The organism is Bacillus cereus group sp. BceL062, assembly GCF_051780025.1.
GTDB classification, from domain to species: Bacteria; Bacillota; Bacilli; order Bacillales; family Bacillaceae_G; genus Bacillus_A; species Bacillus_A toyonensis.
Map to the genome: position 1 here is coordinate 153480 of NZ_JBPWGY010000003.1, position 18366 is coordinate 171845.

Genomic DNA, 18366 nt, shown 5'->3' on the forward strand with positions numbered 1-18366 from the left:
ATGTAAAAATATCTATTGAAATAAAAATAAGAACAGCCTTCTTCGTTGAATGGCTGTTCTTATTTTTGTTACCATTATTTATGGCTAATCCCTTCAAATAACTGTATCGCACAGATTACTTCGATTTTTCAATTCATTAGTTAGCAAAAAGGTTTTTATTTTAGTTAACTCTCTTTAACCTTCTATATAAATAAGCTCCTATCAACATTAATCCACCACCAAAAACGGATAACCAATTCGTATCATGTCCTGTAGCAGGTAATATCTGTTCCTTCTTAACAATTTGTTTATTCAATGCGTTATTTTTAGTAATTTGCGAATTCACTCGATCTGTTCCTTCACCTTTTGGATCTGTCACTTCCCCTTTGGGATCTGTTACTTCACTTTTCGGATCTGTCACTTCTCCTTTTGGATCTGTTACTTCTCCTTTTGGTTCTGTTACTTCTCCTTTTGGTTCTGTCACTTCACTTTTCGGATCTGTCACTTCTCCTTTTGGTTCTGTTACTTCTCCTTTTGGTTCTGTCACTTCTCCTTTCGGTTCTGTTACTTCTCCTTTTGGTTCTGTCACTTCTCCTTTTGGATCTGTTACTTCTCCTTTTGGTTCTGTCACTTCTCCTTTTGGTTCTGTCACTTCTCCTTTTGGTTCTGTCACTTCTCCTTTTGGTTCTGTCACTTCTCCTTTTGGTTCTGTCACTTCTCCTTTTGGATCTGTCACTTCTCCCGATACTTTATCCACAACATTTTGTATTACTGTACCAGTGTAAAAGATGCCTGTATCAGCAAATGGATCTTTTACTCCAAACTCATATACTTTCTCACCTAACGTATTCCATGTAATTACACCATTATTATAAGTGCCGCCATCACTTTTTAAACGGATTTTTGTAGAGATTTCACCGTCTTTTTCATAAATAGGTACTTTCACTTCTTTATTTACTTCTACGTCTTCTAAAAAGACCTTTTGATTTTGAATATTAATGTATGCTTGCTTACTTAATTCGATAACAGGTCTAACGTCACGAATTTCATTCGCAACAAGGCTTAAAAACGTTAATTTTTTCAACTGACTAATTGGTGATAAATCAGAAATATAATTTGCCTCTAAATCAAGCTTTTGCAAGTTTACTAAATTTGATAATGGAGTAATATCCTTTAACTCATTATTAGGTACATCTAATACTTTAAGATGAGTCATTTTAGTAAGTGGTGTCACGTCTTCAATTTGATTTTTCCCAATCCATAATTCATCTAATTGATTCAATTGGTCAATGCCCGATAAATCTTTAACCTTATTACGCGTTAATACTAAATCTTTTAAAGGTAATGCATATAACGGTGTAATATCTTCAACTTGATTACCCGCTAAAGTTAAGTATGTTACATTTTTTAACGATCTTAATGGAGCAACGTTCGTAATTTTATTATTTGCTAAATTCAAGTAATCTAGTTGTCCCATTTTTGCTAATGCTGTTACATCTTCAATTTGATTGCCTGCTACATATAAACTTTTCACATTCTTCATTTCAGTTAGTGGTGCAACGTTCGTAATTTTATTATTACTTAAATCAAGAGATTCTAAATTATCCATTTTAATAAGCGGTGTTACATCTACAATTTCATTACCGCGCAAAGCTAAATGGTTCAATTGTTTTAAGTTCGCAAAGAACGACGGATCTGTTATCTTTGCATTAGCAACTGTTAAAGACTTTAAATTTGGCATATATTTCAATCCACTATAGTCGAGGATCTCATTCGTATTTAAAAATAAGTTTTTTACTTGTAATAACTCTTCTTTCGTAATTGGTGTATGTAAATCTTTTCTATTAAATACTTTTTTATTAACAAGTTCCCTTAATTTTTTGTCCGTTATCATATTTTGACTATCAATTTGATGATCCGTTTCCTTATCACCTGCATTAGAATTATCATCTGGTTTCTCAGTTTCTTTGTTATTTGCTGTCGGATCTGAAATTTCAAATTGAACTTGATATTTATGATCATATCCAATAGCAGGAATGAGAATATGCATTTGCATATTATATCTCTTCGAAAATTCTCCTATTTCAAACTGAACTACTTTCGTCCCATTTTTCCTCTTATCTTCTGACAATACTTTCACATCGTGAAATACACCTGGTTGATTTCTATCTTCTATTCTAAGATATTGGAAATAATCGCTATCTTGTACTGTTGCAGTAACAACTTTTTTCCCATTTTCAATCTTAACTTTGGGATCTTTTATGTATTGAGACACCATGGATGGCTCATCTTTTTGATCTTTATATATTTTGATTTCAACATTATATACACGATCTGTTACCATAACTCCTGCTTTATTTTCTGCTATTTTTTCCGCTGCTTGCACTGGGCTAGAATAAACAGCAAAAGGAATAGCTAATGTTGTAGCTACTACTAACGCTCTCATATTATTTTTTTTCAAAGCAATATCTCCCTTTATACAAATAAATTATCTCTCAAATAAATGATAATGATTTTCATTATCATTGTCAATGAGATTTTTTCTTTTTATTTCTTGAAGTCCACACTTTAAACAAACCGTTAGAGTGTTTAAAGTGTGGCCCTCCATGCTAAAAAAGCTATTCTATTCCATTTCAATTAAATCACCGAATTTAAAAGTACGTTTATGCCCAAAAGCATCTGTACAAATAATCGTCTCATTTAATGGATTAATATCAACTACTGTTATATAATTTTTATATAAGTAGCCACCTTTATAATATGTAAGTAAAATCTCTTCCTCACCTAAATAGGAACATAACAACTTATTTTCAAGCACTTCTTTTGCATCCTCTGTTAAGATCGGACGCGTGACTTTCGTTTTCGCATGTATCATTTCTTTAATAACTGCGAATTGCTCTGGCATACTAGCGAACGGTTGCCACTTTACCATCCATCTTTCTTTTGGCATATTAGCATTCTTCACGGTTTATGTCCTCCTAATAATGTGTTTCTATATCTTGCTGTTGCGACGCTTGTGTAGGAAATCCCACGTAAAATACTGTTCTTACCAAACCGTGTTCGAATTTCATCCATAACTTTCGTTAATCGGATTTCTTTTTCCCTTTGTACAATGTTATCGAAAAGCGAAATTTGCTCTTCACCTTCATTAATAAGGTTTGTTAATGAGACACTTAACGATCTAATCGGTTCTCCTGTATAGCGCTCATATAAAAAATATGTACAAACATTGTAAATATCCATCGTTACATTTGTTGCCCGATTTAACGTATGCGCCTTTTTTATTCCCCCATCGTATTCCTTGCTATATCCAATTGAAAAATGAATTGTTTGTGCATATTTCTTTTCTCTTCTCAACCTATAACAAACTTCTTCTATATGCTCTAATAAAATAACTACGAACTCTCCTATCGAATAATCCCGTAATAATATTTGGCTTTTCGCTATAGATGTTGTAGCTGGAACGTATTTCACTGCTATTCTGCTAAAATCAATCCCGTTACTATGTAAATGTAATTCTTCCCCTATTACACCGAAAGATTGCTTTAAATATTTCAAAGGATACTGAGCTAATTCTCCAATTGTATGTATACCTTTTCGATTCAATTTCATTTCAGTTTTGTACGATATACCTCAAAATTTACTGAGTGGTCTAATACTCCATAACTTCTCGGGTATATCGTCATACGTCCAGTGCGCTATTCCATCTTTACTCTTTTTCGCTTCAATATCCATCGCTACTTTACTCAATAATAAATTAGCCCCTATACCAATCGTACTTTCAATCCGTGTACGTTCATATATTTCTCGCTTGAGCTTTAATGCGAATTCGCGCGGATTACTCGCAAACAAATGAATACTTGCAGTCATATCCATGAAAAACTCATCGATACTATATTGATGAAAATCTTCCGGCGCAACATACTGCAAAGCTAAACTAGTTATGAAAGTTGAACATTTCATATACGTATGCATAATCGGATTTACAATAATAATATCTGGCCACTTCGGTATTTCGTACAACCTGCCATTTTCTTAATCCCTAACGCTTTTAATGGCGGTGTTGCTGCTAATACGATTGATCCACTCCGATTTACATCTCCTACGACAGCCAATTTTGTATAACGTGGATCCAGTCCTTTTTTAATACATGACACACTTGCATAGAAGCTACGAAGGTATACACAAAGAATAATACGATTCGGTAAAAGAGAATAATCATACAAGGTTATCACCCCTAATAAAGAACATTCGTTCTTATTACATGCGAACTAATGTTCTTTTAAAGGGTATTTCTATGAAAATTTTGGTTAAAATAACCGTAATTTAATAATTTGTTTAAGAAAAACATAAGGAATTCCCTTCTATATTCATAAGAGGTTTTTTCTATACTTAAAAATATAAATAGATACAAGGAGAAACAACTGAATTCTTCTTGTATAAGCAAGGTATTTTAGAACCCATTCTTTTGTATTCAAAAAAGTCTTGTTTTTAAATAGATATGTTCATAGTAGCAATATACTTATATAAGAAAGACTTATTTCGAAAAAAATACTATTTAGCAGTACTTTTTATAGAAAATAAAATATTATTGGTTATTTTCTCACCGTTGTTTTTCTAGTTTTATCATTCAAATTTAGACACATATTTATCTAACCTACATAGACTAAAAGCGTATAATTACATACTTTATAGATTTTTTATAACAATATCTCGAACGGACTATCATGAATCATAAATTTAATAACTCGAATATACTAATCATTTTCGAATAAATTCTAAATATTTAAATAATATAACGTACATTTCTTTTAAAATAAACATTGAATAAATTAAAATTACAGCCTGTTTTTTTAATGTTGAAGAAAGATTGTTTATCTGTATTTCATCAATCAAATCTCTAATTACATAATTTTGTACGAGAAAGGGATTGAATTTATGCAAAATTTTAATTTCATTTGTGAACAATTTGCTACAATACTTAAAGGGAAAAGGAAAATAAGTCAAGGTGGTTGTTCGGTGTCTTTTCACCGCGATTTTAGGGTGCTTGTTCAAGGAAAACCGAGTACCTATGTAGTACCCGTCGGAGTAAGTTTTGAATCGTTGGATCAAAATGGTAATGCATTAAATTTAGGCGAAATCGCTATTCTACAAGAAGAGACTCCTGCATTTATGAAATCAATTGTACAACAAGGAATTATTGTAAGTGCTTTACATAATCACTGGCTGTACATGAATCCCTTAATTATGTATATTCATATCCAATCTGTAGAGCCTCCATTACATTTTGCACAAAAGTTAGCCAATTCTTTTTTGTCCTTAAGTAGCTATCCTATCGCTAATAATGAGGGGCAATAATTGGTGTTTAGGATATATTTATACATTACACTTTTCATATGTACAAACATAATAAAATCATTTCACTTTATACTCAAAGGAAAAAAACTGCCTATCAAATTTTTAGATAGGCAGTTGTTCAATCTATTAAAATAAAGTACCCTACTATTTTATAAAATACTATCCTCCAAACAAAAAATACAGATTTCCAATTCACTTTAGCCTTCTTATCTCATATATTCCCCTAAAGTTAGTTTTTCCTTGTATATTTTTTCAGCATCATCCCCTACATAGCCAATGTGCCAAGGTTCATACGCATAACCAATTACATTCTCTTTTTCCTTTGGATAGCGAATAATAAATCCTGCACGATGCGCATTTTCTTTCAGCCATTTCCCTTCCTTCGTCTTAGCAAATGATAACTCTAGTTCATTATTTATATTTTTAACATCCATCGTTAAGCCTGTTTGATGTTCGCTATGTCCCGTTTTTTCAAAAAAAGACTCCCTGTATGTACAGGATATCGACTTTTGTTTATTTCAATTTTTTTCGGCACTCTGCATCTAGACGGTATAGCCATTGGCCACAGTAAGACTCTATTTCAAATCCAAAACAACTAGATTACCTGCACACTAAAAAGTACAGGTAATCTAGTTGTTTTTAAGATTAATAAAAAACTAATTTATTCTTTGAATTCTTCCATCAATAATAGGTTGAATTGGTTCTTTTGATTTTTTTATATAATTTACTAATGCTTCAAAATCAGTTGGTCCTGTTTCAGCATCTTTCCCATTTTTAAAGGACACAAATCCATCTCCACCTGACGCTAGAAATGCGTTCGCAACGACGCTGTAAGTTTTAGAAGTAATAATTTCTTCTCCATTTGTTAAGCGAATACTTGTTACTTTTTCTCCATTAGGCTTGTTCGCATCCCAAGTGTATTGGATCCCTGAAATTTGAAGCATTCTTGTTATATCTTTTTGCCATTGTTGATTTAAAATATCACGAATGTCTTGACCTGTTAAATTTACTTTTATTAATTGATTTCCGAATGGTTGAATACCATATATCTCTCCCCATGTAATATCACCAGCATCTAAGTCATTACGAATACCACCAGGATTCATAAGTGCAATTTGGGATTGCATTGTTGCACGCTGGGCATCAGCAACCAAATTTCCGAGAGTAGATTCACCAGCCGCATTGAGTTTGCGATCCAGTGGAGCAATAGACTTACCTACAACTTCATTAACAAGAGGTGCGATTTTTGCTTGATATTTCTCCATCTTCTTCTTTATTTTTTTATCAGGCTCCATGCCTTCATGGTAAGTTGTAACAATTTCTGCTTTTTTCTCAACAATATCTTGTGTCTTACGATCAATCTTTACATCAACATCAGCAAAAGCCATACCATAAGAATTTGCTTGTACGACAAGTTTATTATTAACAGTTCCATTTACATAAGTGTGGCTATGGCCACCAAAAATAACATCGACTTCTGGATCAGTCTCATTTGCTAATCGGACGATATCACCATTTGTTACGCCGTTCCCATCTGTTGTACCTCCGTTATGTGCAAGAACAACGATAGATTTAACGCCTAGTTTTTTTAATTGCTTTACGGATTTGTTAATAGCTTCAACTTCATCTGTAATTTCTACATTCTTTAGCATAGTAGGCATAACAAGGTTAGGAACATCCGTTGTTACGACTCCGATAAAGCCAACAGGAACTCCTTGTACCTTTTTTATAGTGAATGGTGGTAAAAATAAACGACCGGTGGATTTATTATAGAAATTCGCAGCAACATATGGGAATTTTGCTCCTTTAAAATTACCTGTTTTCTCATGGTATCCACCATAAATAAGGCGATGCATTTCCTCAACACCTTCATCAAATTCATGATTTCCTATCGTTCCAACATCGAATTTCAAATCATTTAGAAATTCAATTGTAGGTTCGTCTTGTAATAATGCTGAAACAGGAGTACTTGCTCCAACAACATCGCCAGCATGTACCTTTAATGTATTCGGATTTTGTTTTTCACGATCACGTAAATAAGCCCCTAAGTACTCGATTCCCCCTGCATCTTTATTGTTAATTTTTTTTACAGTGTCTAGTTGCCCATGAAAATCGTTAATACCGAGCATTTGCACATCTATGTAGCGGTTTTGTTCTGTACTTGCTTGGATTGAAGGCGCAGCAAATACACTAGTAAAAGTAACTGTACTTAATGCTAAAGCAACTGGAATGATTTTTTTCAACATAAAATTTCTCTCCCCTAATTAAAATCTGACATAATACGATGTTATTTTAATATATTAAGAGAATTATTTCCATAAAAATTCTACCAATTATAAAAATTAATAAGATTTTATTGTTTTCTGACAATATATTTCTTCCTCAAAAAAATGTATATTTCTTTGTTTTGAGGATTATTCAAAATATTATCTTGATAGTAATATAACAATACTTCTAAGAAATCTAAAAACTCTAATCAATACATTTTAGCTGTTAAGAAGAGTATTCAATCCAAAATTAATGGAGATTTATCAGCCTAACATCTCAATATCACCATTTAAAAAGATGCTCCTGGATTTATCCAAGAGCATCTTTTATAAAGCTTTATTTTTTACTTGTTTATAATTTATCAACTAACAATTATATAGTTATAATCAGTCCTTTAAAAATAATAGGAGTGCTTCATTAAATTCTTTAGCATGCGTTGCATTTAGCCCATGTGGACCACCCTTTATTAATGCTACTTTAGAATTAGGAATTGCTTCATGTGTTAATTTCCCACTATATTCATATGGTACAGTTGCATCTGAATCACCATGAATAACAAGGGTAGGTATATTAACCTTGGCTAAATCGCCTCTGAAGTCTGTTTTGCTGAAAGCAGCGATACAATCTAGTGTTCCTTTAGGTGATGCACCCGCAGCGATATCCCTATTGTAAAGTCGAAATGGTTCACTAACTAAGTCAGTTCGATCTCCAGCAGCAAAAAATCCTTTCGTAAACTCATCAAGGAATGCTAGGCGATCATTTTTTACTCCATTTTCAAATCCTTGAATTGCTACATCATCTAATACACCCTCAGGATGATCTGCTGACTTGTAAAGGTATGGTGGTACAGCTCCTGCAAATACAGCCTTCTCTACTCTATTGGTTCCATATTTTCCAATATACCGGGCTACCTCGCCTCCACCCATAGAAAAACCAACAAGTGTGACATTTTGAAGCTCTAACTGTTCTAATAGTTGATGTAAATCAGAAGTAAAGGTATCATAGTCATACCCTTCCCACGGCTGAGATGATTTTCCAAATCCTCTACGATCATATGTTATAACTCTGTATCCAGCCTCAACAAGAGCGGGAACTTGGTATTCCCAAGATCGACCACTTAACGGCCAACCATGAATTAGTACAACTGGTTTTCCTATGCCATGGTCCTCATAATATATCTCAATTGGTGCTTGATTTTCGGTTCCTACAGTAATTTTAGCCATGCTTCTACCTCCAAAAAATATTCTAATATGTATCCTTTTCTTCAATGAATCCGGATGAATCTCATAACCTATTCATGCACGTTTATGTTGTGAACTCTAAGTATGAAACTCTATTGTTCCAATGCATTCATTTTCTCCTTTTGGAACAATCCCCCCTCTAATACCTTTTTCATCATAAAATAATTACTGAACATTCCTCCTATTCAATTCTAATAACAAAAATAGGTGACTATCAATATCGTTCTATCTATAGAATGTATAGGTAAAATCAATCTATTTTATAGTGAAAACAACTATAGTTACGACCTATACGAATTATAGATAATTTAGAATTGATTAACGAATCAGTTTTCAAATACTATAAATTTGTATAGCACTTCATGTTCTGTGAATGCTGCTATAACTCATATTAACGGTCAGTTTAGTTACAAACTAATCGTAACAAACGAAGAAATTTGGTAATATTCTACTGTTTAAACTTTCTTCGATTACTTAATTTTTAGGAGGAATACATAATGACTGATCTCTATTCTCGTATTAACAAAGATGATGCTGTTGTGCTTTTAGTAGATCATCAAACTGGTCTTATGTCTGGACTAGTACGTGACTATGGTGTTGATGAATTCAAAAACAATGTTTTAGCTCTTGCTCACACTGCTAAATTTTTTGATTTACCAGTTATTTTAACAACAAGCTTTGAAAACGGACCTAACGGACCTTTAATGCAAGAATTGGTTGATCTCTTTCCTCACGCACAAAAAATAGCTCGACCTGGACAAATTAACGCATGGGATAATGATGATTTTGTAAAAGCAATCGAAGAAACTGGAAAAAAGCAACTTATCATCGCGGGCGTAGTTACGGACGTTTGTGTTGCTTTCCCGGCACTTTCCGCTATAAAAGCTGGATATGAAGTATTTGCTGTTACTGATGCTTCGGGAACTTTCAGTAAACAAGTTGCAGATGCTGCAAATACTCGCATGGCACATAGTGGCGTGCAACTTATGAACTGGTTTAGCGTAGCTTGCGAATTACAACGCGATTGGCGCAACGATGTCGAAGGTTTTGGCAATTTGCTTGCTAGTAATCTTCCAGGCTATCAAAATATAATTGGAAGCTATATGGGCGCGCAGCGAGATCTTAGTAAACAAAATGCATAATAACTTTTCTTTCAAAAAAATAGATAGTATACATTTAGTGCTGATTAAATCAGCACTCTCTTTTAAATTAAAAGGTATAGCAAATATTTTATTTTTACGATTACAGGTTTAATTAACAGAAAATATATTTTTTCAATAATATTAATTTTAAACAATTAAAAAAGGAGCTGTTTATTATGAGTAATTTAGAATTGTTAAATCCGGAGAACAGTGCATTAATTTTAATTGATTTTCAACCTCAAATGACTTTTGGAGTTGCAAGTATTGATAGACAAACATTGATTAATAACGTTATGCTGCTTGCTAAATCAGCAAAAACTTTTAACGTACCTACTATTCTTACTACAGTTGAAACACGCAGCTTTTCTGGTTATTTTTGGCCACAAATTCTTGATATATTCCCAAACCATGAAATTATAGAACGTAGTTCAATGAACTCTTGGGAAGACCCGAAATTTGTTGAGGCAGTTAAAGCAACCGGTAGAAAGAAATTAATATTTGCAGCACTTTGGACTGAAGTTTGCCTTGCATTCCCTGTGCTTGAAGCAATTAAAGCTGGCTATGAGGTATATGCAGTTGATGATGCTTCAGGTGGTACTAGTTTGACAGCACATAACGCTGCTATGCGTCGTGTAGAACAAGCTGGTGCAATTCCAGTGACAGCAATTCAAGTTTTACTTGAATACCAACGTGACTGGGCACACAAAGACACTTATGATGCTGTAATGGAGATTGTAAAGGAACACACTGGTGCTTATGGTCAAGGTGTAGAATACGCATATACTATGGTGCATGGCGCGCTTCCAAGCAGGAAAATATGAAACAAGAAGGAGTAGCTGTCGAAGAGACTTATACAGGGAACACGATGGATGCCGGCAATCCAGTAACAACGATTGTTACATGGGAAATTCAAGAAGGTAGAGAAAAACAGTTTGAAACATGGAGACATGAAATTGAGGCTGCGGCTACTAAATTCCCAGGACATTTAGGTGTAAATCTAATAGTCCCAAGTAACGAATCCAGAGAGTATACTGTTATTTTTCGCTTTGATACGTATGAGCATCTATGTGCTTGGCAAGAATCAGATGTTCGCCGGGATTTGTTAAAAACGGCGGAGCAACTTCAAGCCACTAATCCAACTTACAAAACTGAAAGCAGTTTGGCTTATTGGTTTGTTACTCCGAAAACGCCAGTTCCACCGCCAAAATGGAAAATGTCTATCGTTACCCTTCTGGGTGTATGGCCTCTTAGCATGTTAGTTCCTAAAGTGATAGGACCTATTATAAAACATATGAATCCTATTATGTCAGCTTTTTTTGTTTCTGTATGTATAGTGTCCTTGCTATCATGGGTAGTCATGCCGATTTTCGGTAAATTATTTCATCCATGGTTACAAAATAATAGAAAGTAGACGAGGTGTGAACATGAATTTACCGGATATGATCTTATACAACGGAAAAATTACTACCCTTGACCCTTCTCAGCCTGAGGTATCTGCTATCGCCATAACCGATGGTTTAGTCACTGCAGTAGGTGGAGATGAGCTTCTTAATAGTGCTACGGAAAAAACAAAAAAAATAGACCTAAAAAGAAAGAGAGCTATTCCAGGCCTGAATGACTCTCATATACACGTTATTCGTGGTGGTCTGCATTATAATATGGAATTACGTTGGGAAGGCGTGCCATCACTTTTTATTGCTCTAGAAATGCTCAAAGAACAGGCAAGGCGTACACCTGCTCCTCAGTGGGTAAGAGTAGTTGGAGGTTGGTCTGAATTTCAATTTAAAGAGAGACGGATGCCAACATTAGAAGAGATTAATGCTGTTTCTGAAGACACGCCTGTCTTTGTGCTACATCTTTACGATAGAGCACTTGTAAATCGTGCAGGGCTACGTGCACTGGGATACACGAAAGATACCCCAGACCCTCCAGGTTGTTTAATTGAACGGGATAAACGAGGTAATCCAACGGGCCTTTTAATTGCAAATCCTAACGCTTCTATTCTTTATTCAAGTTTGGGTAAAGCTCCAATACTTAATTTTGACGACCAAATTAATTCAACTCGCCATTTTATGCGCGAATTAAATAGATTAGGTATTACAAGTGCCATTGACGCAGGTGGTGGTTTCCAAAATTATCCTGATGACTACAAAGTTGTTGAACATTTAGCCGAGAAGGAACAATTAACTTTGCGTATTGCTTATAATCTATTTACACAAAATCCAAATCATGAATATGAAGACTTTGCTTCATGGACAAAAATTGTTTCTCCAGGTCAAGGAAATGATAAGTATAAAATGAATGGTGCCGGAGAAATGTTAGTATTCTCGGCAGCCGATTTTGAAAAATTTCAAATGCCACAGCCCGAACTAGCTACGATGATGGAAGCTGACTTAAAGAAAGTAATTTCTCTATTGGTAGAAAATCGTTGGCCATTCCGTTTACATGCAACTTATGACGAGTCAATCACACGATTCTTAAATGTATTTGAGGAAGTCAACAAAGAAATTCCTTTTAATGGTCTACGATGGTGGTTTGACCATGCAGAAACAATCTCAGATCGTAGTATGGAACGTGTTAAGGCTTTAAATGGCGGTATTGCTATCCAAGACCGCATGGCTTTTCAAGGTGAATACTTTGTTGATTTATACGGAAAGGAAGCTGCAAAGCGTACTCCTCCGATTTATCGTATGTTAGACCTAGGTATACCTGTTGGCGCAGGGAGTGATGCAACTAGGGTTTCCAGCTATAACCCTTGGGTCGCTCTTTACTGGATGGTTGCCGGAAAAACCATTGGTGGTCTTTCGATATACGACGAAAAAAATAAACTTGATAGAAAAGTAGCTCTGGAATTATATTCAAAAGGAAGTGCGTGGTTCTCTGGTGATGAAGGTAAAAAGGGAACCCTTGCAGTAGGTCAGTTTGCTGATATTGCTGTATTGTCTGCTGATTACTTTACTGTGCCAGAAGAAGAAATCAAAGATCTTGAATCATTACTCACCATTATGGGTGGGCAGGTTGTTTATGGAAATGATGAATTTAAAAATTTATCACCTGAATTGCCGCCAGCATCCCCTGATTGGTCACCGACGGGCGTTTATGGTTATGGTGGTGCTAACCTAGACAACACTATACTTTCTCACGATTCCTATGATAACAAGTTACATAGTTGTAGTAACCCTCTCCATCAACACACTCATACCGTAATAGGAAAAGATGGAACTAAATGGGGTATTGGTTGTACTTGCTTTGCTTTCTAAATCAAAACCACCGGTATAATGCCGGTGGTTTTCTTTCTACAATAAGGATATATAGATTCAGAATAGCAGTGTATATCCCTATATGGAATCTGTTACTATGCGATAAGAGCGAAGAATTAATTGATTAACTTGACTTGTTTTTAACAGCCTTCTCTCCTTGCAAAGTCTGCCCTTTTTCCCTTAAGTAAAAGTCCATGGTATTCCCTTTTGAAGCGACTACACCACACATATAAATCTACTTGCCCTTTGACTGTAATTTGGGTCTTATCCTAAGAATTATGTATCATTTTTAATTCCCACACTATAATCATTATTATTTCTATTATACTAATACTTTTTTAGGTTCATTTAACTTCTGCATAAAGATACGTGCTGCAAAACTTAAAAATTTATCATCAAAGTGAATAAGATTAATATTTTGACTTGGTGTTGGGTCAATAATACGAACTATGCTCAAAGTATCATTATTAACGAAGTTAACCAGTGAAAGAGGTATTATGGCAACCCCATGTCCATTGTATACAAGGCTCAATAGAGAAATAGAAGATTTTGTTTCTATATTTGCTTCAGATAAAGATAACCCTAAACTCTCACAATATATTTTAATAGATTCACGACAACTACATGAAACCATTATTCTACTCAGTCCTACTAATTCTCGAAAAGAAACAAATGATGTTTCATTCAAAGGATGATTTTTTGGAATGACAAGGACAAGCTCTTCGCTATACAAAAGGGTGCTTGTTAATGTGTCTGGAATTTGAGCACTACGCGTGATGCCTATATCAATATTTTTATCAACGATTTGATTTACAGCAACTTCAGATTCTATAATTTTTACTACGATGTTAGGATAATGTTGTTGAAACTTCATAATATAAGGTGTTAAATAAGTGAGATCCTCTAATAAACCTCCTATAGTAATTACCCCTCTTTTTACCCCCTTTAATTCAAAAATTTCATTATAAACGTCATCAAATTGTTGCATGATAAATTTTCCTTTATCAAATAGCAACTTACCCGCTTCTGTCATTTTGATACCTCTTCCAACTCGATGAAACAAGGGTGTATCAAGTTCACCTTCTAACACACGGATTTGTTGGCTTAAAGTCGGCTGTGAAATACCTAGAACTTCCGCAGCTTTAGTAAAACTATTATTATTACAAACTTGAATAAAATACTCTAAATGACGTAATTCCATTCTTGATACCCACTCCCACTCTCCGCTTTATGAAAGATTTATAATGAAAAGGACAATATGTATACGTTATGCATAACAACTATCTTTCCTACTATATCAATTGCAATTACATAATTTCTTTATTTTGTACTACAATACATTTACTACTATTTATTAATTTTCCCTCCTATTTATTTAATTTATATTTAATTAGGATATTACTAAACAGAAATAACCTCTAAAAACTTACAATTTCTGTGCGTAATATCCTAACTTTTTCAACTGTTTCATTATCATTTTTTCTCAATATAGTCCAAACTACCAAATATTTGCCGAATCCCCTCTTTATGCTGAGGAAAAATTAGTGTCACCAATTCAATACTTTCTGAAGTAATTAATGCATACGTGACACGGCGGTCTTTAGGACATGGTTTCACCTCTTCTTTTCCAACCTATCCACTACATACGTGATACAAAAACTTGCAAGTAATATTTTGGTCTCCAAGTTTTTGTATAGGCTGATCGCCTTTACTGTATAGTAGCTTAAGCACTGCAAATTCAGTTGGATTAAGTCCATAAATTTTTATATCCTTTTCAATACGTTTAGTGATTGGCTGTAATTCCCTTGATAATATAACAAATAACTTTAAAGATAGGCTCTCATCGTTAATCACGCTCTTAATTACCAATCCTTTACAAATTATCTTGAATTCGAGATTTATTATATTATCGTCAAAATATTATGTCAATCATTCATTTTAGCTTTATCAACCCACTTATAATTTATTTCTCAACATATGACATATGGAATTAGAAGAAAACAATTGTTACTATATAAGTATCTCAATTACGTTATTTCTTTTAAAGAGAGCTTGTTTTTAATCGCAAGTTCTCTTTTGCCATATTCTAAATTGAATCCGGACAAATTTCAGATGATGAGTCTGCCCCCATGTATATGATATAGTTTTTAAACAAAAATTAGAGCCCTCCTACAAGAGGGAGAGCTCTAATCTTTCATATAAATATTCACCATTTTTATCATTGCGGGGACATCAAAACTTTAACTTGATGGGGATATGGTACTACCTCAATTAATAAATATTACAAACCATATATCTATGGTTAATATCTATCATATTTTTTATAAACAGGATTAATTAGATTTAAAAAATGATTTCTTTTTCTTTACTCGTAATAAGTCACCTGTCCATCCTTTGAATCGCATATACATATACATACCCCCTGTTGTGAAAATAATAAATAAGAGAGCGATTAAATAGCTATATTTCCATTCTAGTTCAGGCATGTATTTAAAATTCATACCCCATAATGCTCCTAAGGCTGTCAAAGGCGTACTCACAGCAGTTAATACAGTAAGAGCTTTCATAATTTCATTCCCACGATGAGAAGAAACAACTTCTTGTAAATGAATCATCGTGTCTAATTCTTCTTGATACTCTTTAACAAGTTGTAATCCACGCTCTAATTTTACCTGTGTTTGTTTATAACAAAGGGTGTTTGTTAGGTTTTCTAACCAAGCTTCTTTCAGGCCTTGTAACACTTCTTGTATTAAGCGAAACACATGTGTGTTCATAAATAATTCATGACGAATATGATAAATTCTTTCTAAAACTGCTATGTTATTATGATGATAAAAATCCCATAATACATTTCTGAAATTGTTTTCGAAATAGTCAACCTTTCGTAAGTAGTGAGATATAAACATTGATAAGATAGCACATAATCCTTCAGCGGAACTATTACAATTTTTTACACTAAAAGAGGAATTATGTATTAATTTTTGAAAATCCTCTTCCTCTTTTTCTTGGACCGTTATCAGTATTCCATGAGCTACGAAATAATGAAGAAAGTTTTGAATTTTGGCGTCCTTTTTATCTTGATCATATAAAAACGAACCATATACACAAGTTTGACTTGGTGATAACGTATAAACATATAATCCATTTTCACAGGGAGAACTTATTTTCTTTACAAATTGAGAGAAATGAGATGTTACATCACGAGGGATTATAGAAGAAAGATTTTCAAGCTCACTAGTTTTCACATGATACCAACTCCATTTCGGCATTTTTAGGCATTCCATATTATTCTTCCTTTCTAAATAGTTTTATGTTCGATCGAATCATATCCGTAATATGAAATTTGTATGTAGGTATTCATGTCTTGGAGGAAAAGTTTTTTGATCAACTAAATTACAAAATAAATGGCATAGGAGGTCTTATTCTGTTAAAAGGAAGACCCCCTATATATTAGCTATTTTTATTCTCAATTTTAAACATTTCCTCTATACAAGCACTTTTTATCTTTTCTTATAAAGAATTTATTATATGTGGAAAAGAAGCTACATAATTTGGTACGTCTATTCAACAAACTCCATTTCGGTCGTTATTAGAATTTAGATTCATATGCAGATTGATTGGTGATGTCGTCAAATACTTGACTTCCAATAATGTAGTATCCATGAAGTGCAGCTTCTTTCGAAGCGTCTACCATACGGAAAGAAGAAATTTCACCTTGCATTTTTTCAATTCGTTTTTTGTGGAGATCTACTATTCCTCCTGTCCAAATAATAGTATCATACTGTTCTAACTTAAATTGTTCTTGTAATACACGCATGACGTCTTGGAAGTGTGCATCCAACTCTTTTTGAATCAAAGTATGAACCTGACTTGTCTGATGATTTTCTTCTCGACATCCATATCTTTTTTCTAATATTTTTGGCATGTCGTTAATATGCAAGTGATTACTTTCACCCGCATGATTCTGCAGGATATTCTTAATATTTTTCAAAGGCTTGTTACATCCTAGTTCCGTCTCATAATGATTTAAAATGACATTCTGTTTCATATCTGTCATTTCTAATGTACGAAATCCACCATCAATAATTAAGATACGATCTCGTTCCTGAATGATTCCCTCTTTTAAGAAATAGGCATGTAAAGCGACTGGTTGCTGAAGAATCAAAGCATTTTCCACCGTAATATTAATAAATTTCCCATCAATTTGCACGGAAGTTTCTTTTTTTAGTGCACGTTGTAATTGCTCATGCTGACTACCAAAACAAGTAACGGGAAGCCCGGTAACAACTAAAGGTAACACGACATTTTCTTTATAATCCTTTGCAATGCAACCAAATATTTGTTGTTTGAACCGTTCGCTTTCATAATAATTTTCTATTTCTTCGTCAAATGGAGGAAGAAATGATGCGTCAGATTGATGTGCTTCATTTCCCATGTAGTATGCAAAATCTAAGTCTATAAAACTTACTTTTGTTAAATCTTCACTTTCAGCATGATTAGGTACAGGGGCTAGCGTGGAAGCTTCACTCTTAATCGTCACCTCAGAATCTACATCCTGTCGATATGCCCGCTTGGTAAAACCAATTCCTACATCAATCGCATACAGAGATTTCATACTTTTTTCCTCACTTTCTCTTTTTAGAATTAAATCTAAGCACTCTCTTCTTTCCCTTCTTTCATATATTTCTTTTCATTTTTCGTTTTTTCTCCGTCTATGTCCTTACTATTTTCATTTATTTCGTAATCCTGTTCATCTTTTTTCTTTTTGTTATTTTCGTTTTCTGTTAAATCTTTAATGGTAGAAATGACAACTGGTGTGGCTGTAAGCAGTTGTGGTAATGTTTGTTTTGCAACATTAGCTGCAGTTACAGAGAATTGTTTACTTGTCTCAGTTACCTTCTCTAATGTTTCCTTTATGTTTCCTTCCTGTAGTTTGTCTTTTACGCTTTTTCCTGTAGTTTGTATAGCTTTCCGGTTTTCTTTTTTTAATAGGGAGACCATGACTCCAGTCGTAATCCCAATCACAGCATATTTAAATATTGTATGTTTCATTTTCCTCATCCTTCTCTACTTTTATTTTTTTCAATGCTACAACCTAAAATAATTACCTTACCTATT

At 33.8% G+C, this 18366-nt stretch carries 15 protein-coding genes and 3 pseudogenes; 6 read left to right on the forward strand and 12 right to left on the reverse strand.

Annotated features, from left to right (window positions below):
* Positions 1-160 precede the first annotated feature (160 nt).
* Positions 161-484: an LPXTG cell wall anchor domain-containing protein gene (locus tag ACS2MN_RS09095; RefSeq protein ID WP_438894691.1), complete on the reverse strand. Its 324-nt coding sequence runs from the start codon at positions 482-484 to the stop codon at positions 161-163.
* On the opposite strand from ACS2MN_RS09095, the gene ACS2MN_RS09100 reads away from it, so the two are divergent.
* Positions 366-764: a hypothetical protein gene (locus ACS2MN_RS09100; RefSeq protein WP_346994545.1), complete on the forward strand. Its 399-nt coding sequence runs from the start codon at positions 366-368 to the stop codon at positions 762-764. The genes ACS2MN_RS09095 and ACS2MN_RS09100 overlap by 119 nt on opposite strands.
* Here ACS2MN_RS09100 and ACS2MN_RS09105 read toward each other — a convergent pair.
* The 3 genes and pseudogenes from ACS2MN_RS09105 to ACS2MN_RS09115 form a co-directional block, all read right to left on the reverse strand.
* Positions 665-2425, reverse strand: a pseudogene (locus tag ACS2MN_RS09105) (leucine-rich repeat domain-containing protein); the annotation flags it as partial. The gene ACS2MN_RS09100 and the pseudogene ACS2MN_RS09105 overlap by 100 nt on opposite strands.
* 177 nt (positions 2426-2602) lie before the next feature.
* A complete protein-coding gene (locus tag ACS2MN_RS09110) occupies positions 2603-2944 on the reverse strand; it encodes a YolD-like family protein (protein WP_000786240.1) in 342 nt (113 codons plus the stop codon).
* Positions 2941-4205: pseudogene (locus ACS2MN_RS09115) on the reverse strand (Y-family DNA polymerase). Before ACS2MN_RS09115 ends, ACS2MN_RS09110 begins: the two are co-directional and overlap by 4 nt.
* 712 nt (positions 4206-4917) lie before the next feature.
* Here ACS2MN_RS09115 and ACS2MN_RS09120 point away from each other — a divergent pair.
* A complete protein-coding gene (locus ACS2MN_RS09120; protein WP_098709432.1) occupies positions 4918-5337 on the forward strand; it encodes a DUF1259 domain-containing protein in 420 nt (139 codons plus the stop codon).
* A 206-nt stretch (positions 5338-5543) separates the two neighbouring features.
* On the opposite strand, the gene ACS2MN_RS09125 is transcribed toward ACS2MN_RS09120, so the two are convergent.
* From ACS2MN_RS09125 to ACS2MN_RS09135, 3 genes are all read right to left on the reverse strand, one after another.
* Positions 5544-5840 carry a M15 family metallopeptidase gene (locus ACS2MN_RS09125; protein ID WP_080595599.1) on the reverse strand — a complete coding sequence of 99 codons (297 nt, stop codon included), beginning with the start codon at positions 5838-5840 and terminating at the stop codon, positions 5544-5546.
* Positions 5841-5993: 153 nt separating this feature from the next.
* Positions 5994-7583, reverse strand: a complete 1590-nt coding sequence (locus tag ACS2MN_RS09130; RefSeq protein ID WP_198130372.1) for a bifunctional metallophosphatase/5'-nucleotidase — start codon at positions 7581-7583, stop codon at positions 5994-5996.
* A 408-nt stretch (positions 7584-7991) separates the two neighbouring features.
* A complete protein-coding gene (locus ACS2MN_RS09135; RefSeq protein WP_346994513.1) occupies positions 7992-8828 on the reverse strand; it encodes an alpha/beta fold hydrolase in 837 nt (278 codons plus the stop codon).
* Positions 8829-9343: 515 nt separating this feature from the next.
* Here ACS2MN_RS09135 and ycaC point away from each other — a divergent pair.
* From ycaC to ACS2MN_RS09155, 4 genes are all read left to right on the forward strand, one after another.
* A complete protein-coding gene (gene ycaC, locus ACS2MN_RS09140; protein ID WP_000131221.1) occupies positions 9344-9988 on the forward strand; it encodes an isochorismate family cysteine hydrolase YcaC in 645 nt (214 codons plus the stop codon).
* Between the two features lie 176 nt (positions 9989-10164).
* Entirely contained in the window at positions 10165-10809 is a 645-nt protein-coding gene (locus ACS2MN_RS09145; protein ID WP_000067162.1) for a hydrolase, read from the forward strand.
* Complete coding sequence (locus tag ACS2MN_RS09150; protein ID WP_098805235.1) at positions 10806-11399, forward strand: antibiotic biosynthesis monooxygenase; 594 nt, start codon at positions 10806-10808, stop codon at positions 11397-11399. Before ACS2MN_RS09145 ends, ACS2MN_RS09150 begins: the two co-directional genes overlap by 4 nt.
* A gap of 13 nt (positions 11400-11412) precedes the next feature.
* Positions 11413-13248, forward strand: a complete 1836-nt coding sequence (locus tag ACS2MN_RS09155; protein ID WP_142344943.1) for an amidohydrolase — start codon at positions 11413-11415, stop codon at positions 13246-13248.
* 322 nt (positions 13249-13570) lie between these two features.
* On the opposite strand, the gene ACS2MN_RS09160 is transcribed toward ACS2MN_RS09155, so the two are convergent.
* From ACS2MN_RS09160 to ACS2MN_RS09180, 5 genes and pseudogenes are all read right to left on the reverse strand, one after another.
* Positions 13571-14449 carry a LysR family transcriptional regulator gene (locus tag ACS2MN_RS09160; protein WP_000423199.1) on the reverse strand — a complete coding sequence of 293 codons (879 nt, stop codon included), beginning with the start codon at positions 14447-14449 and terminating at the stop codon, positions 13571-13573.
* Positions 14450-14674: 225 nt separating this feature from the next.
* Positions 14675-15102: pseudogene (locus tag ACS2MN_RS09165) on the reverse strand (MarR family winged helix-turn-helix transcriptional regulator).
* Between the two features lie 479 nt (positions 15103-15581).
* On the reverse strand, positions 15582-16532 hold the full coding sequence (locus tag ACS2MN_RS09170; RefSeq protein ID WP_000388990.1) for a magnesium transporter CorA family protein: 951 nt from the start codon (positions 16530-16532) through the stop codon (positions 15582-15584).
* A gap of 305 nt (positions 16533-16837) precedes the next feature.
* On the reverse strand, positions 16838-17863 hold the full coding sequence (locus tag ACS2MN_RS09175) for a ParM/StbA family protein (protein WP_346994512.1): 1026 nt from the start codon (positions 17861-17863) through the stop codon (positions 16838-16840).
* 35 nt (positions 17864-17898) lie between these two features.
* Positions 17899-18300 (reverse strand): hypothetical protein, encoded by a 402-nt coding sequence (locus tag ACS2MN_RS09180; protein ID WP_016108727.1) that lies wholly within the window; start codon positions 18298-18300, stop codon positions 17899-17901.
* Positions 18301-18366: the final 66 nt, after the last annotated feature.

What these genes read in the sequence shown, in the direction of transcription:
- ACS2MN_RS09120 (WP_098709432.1), top strand. Translation starts at nt 4,918, where the DNA reads ATGCAAAATTTTAATTTCATTTGTGAACAATTTGCTACAATACTTAAA.
- ACS2MN_RS09130 (WP_198130372.1), bottom strand. Translation starts at nt 7,583, where the DNA reads ATGTTGAAAAAAATCATTCCAGTTGCTTTAGCATTAAGTACAGTTACT.
- ACS2MN_RS09135 (WP_346994513.1), bottom strand. Translation starts at nt 8,828, where the DNA reads ATGGCTAAAATTACTGTAGGAACCGAAAATCAAGCACCAATTGAGATA.
- ycaC (WP_000131221.1), top strand. Translation starts at nt 9,344, where the DNA reads ATGACTGATCTCTATTCTCGTATTAACAAAGATGATGCTGTTGTGCTT.
- ACS2MN_RS09145 (WP_000067162.1), top strand. Translation starts at nt 10,165, where the DNA reads ATGAGTAATTTAGAATTGTTAAATCCGGAGAACAGTGCATTAATTTTA.
- ACS2MN_RS09150 (WP_098805235.1), top strand. Translation starts at nt 10,806, where the DNA reads ATGAAACAAGAAGGAGTAGCTGTCGAAGAGACTTATACAGGGAACACG.
- ACS2MN_RS09155 (WP_142344943.1), top strand. Translation starts at nt 11,413, where the DNA reads ATGAATTTACCGGATATGATCTTATACAACGGAAAAATTACTACCCTT.
- ACS2MN_RS09160 (WP_000423199.1), bottom strand. Translation starts at nt 14,449, where the DNA reads ATGGAATTACGTCATTTAGAGTATTTTATTCAAGTTTGTAATAATAAT.
- ACS2MN_RS09170 (WP_000388990.1), bottom strand. Translation starts at nt 16,532, where the DNA reads ATGGAATGCCTAAAAATGCCGAAATGGAGTTGGTATCATGTGAAAACT.
- ACS2MN_RS09175 (WP_346994512.1), bottom strand. Translation starts at nt 17,863, where the DNA reads ATGAAATCTCTGTATGCGATTGATGTAGGAATTGGTTTTACCAAGCGG.
- ACS2MN_RS09180 (WP_016108727.1), bottom strand. Translation starts at nt 18,300, where the DNA reads ATGAAACATACAATATTTAAATATGCTGTGATTGGGATTACGACTGGA.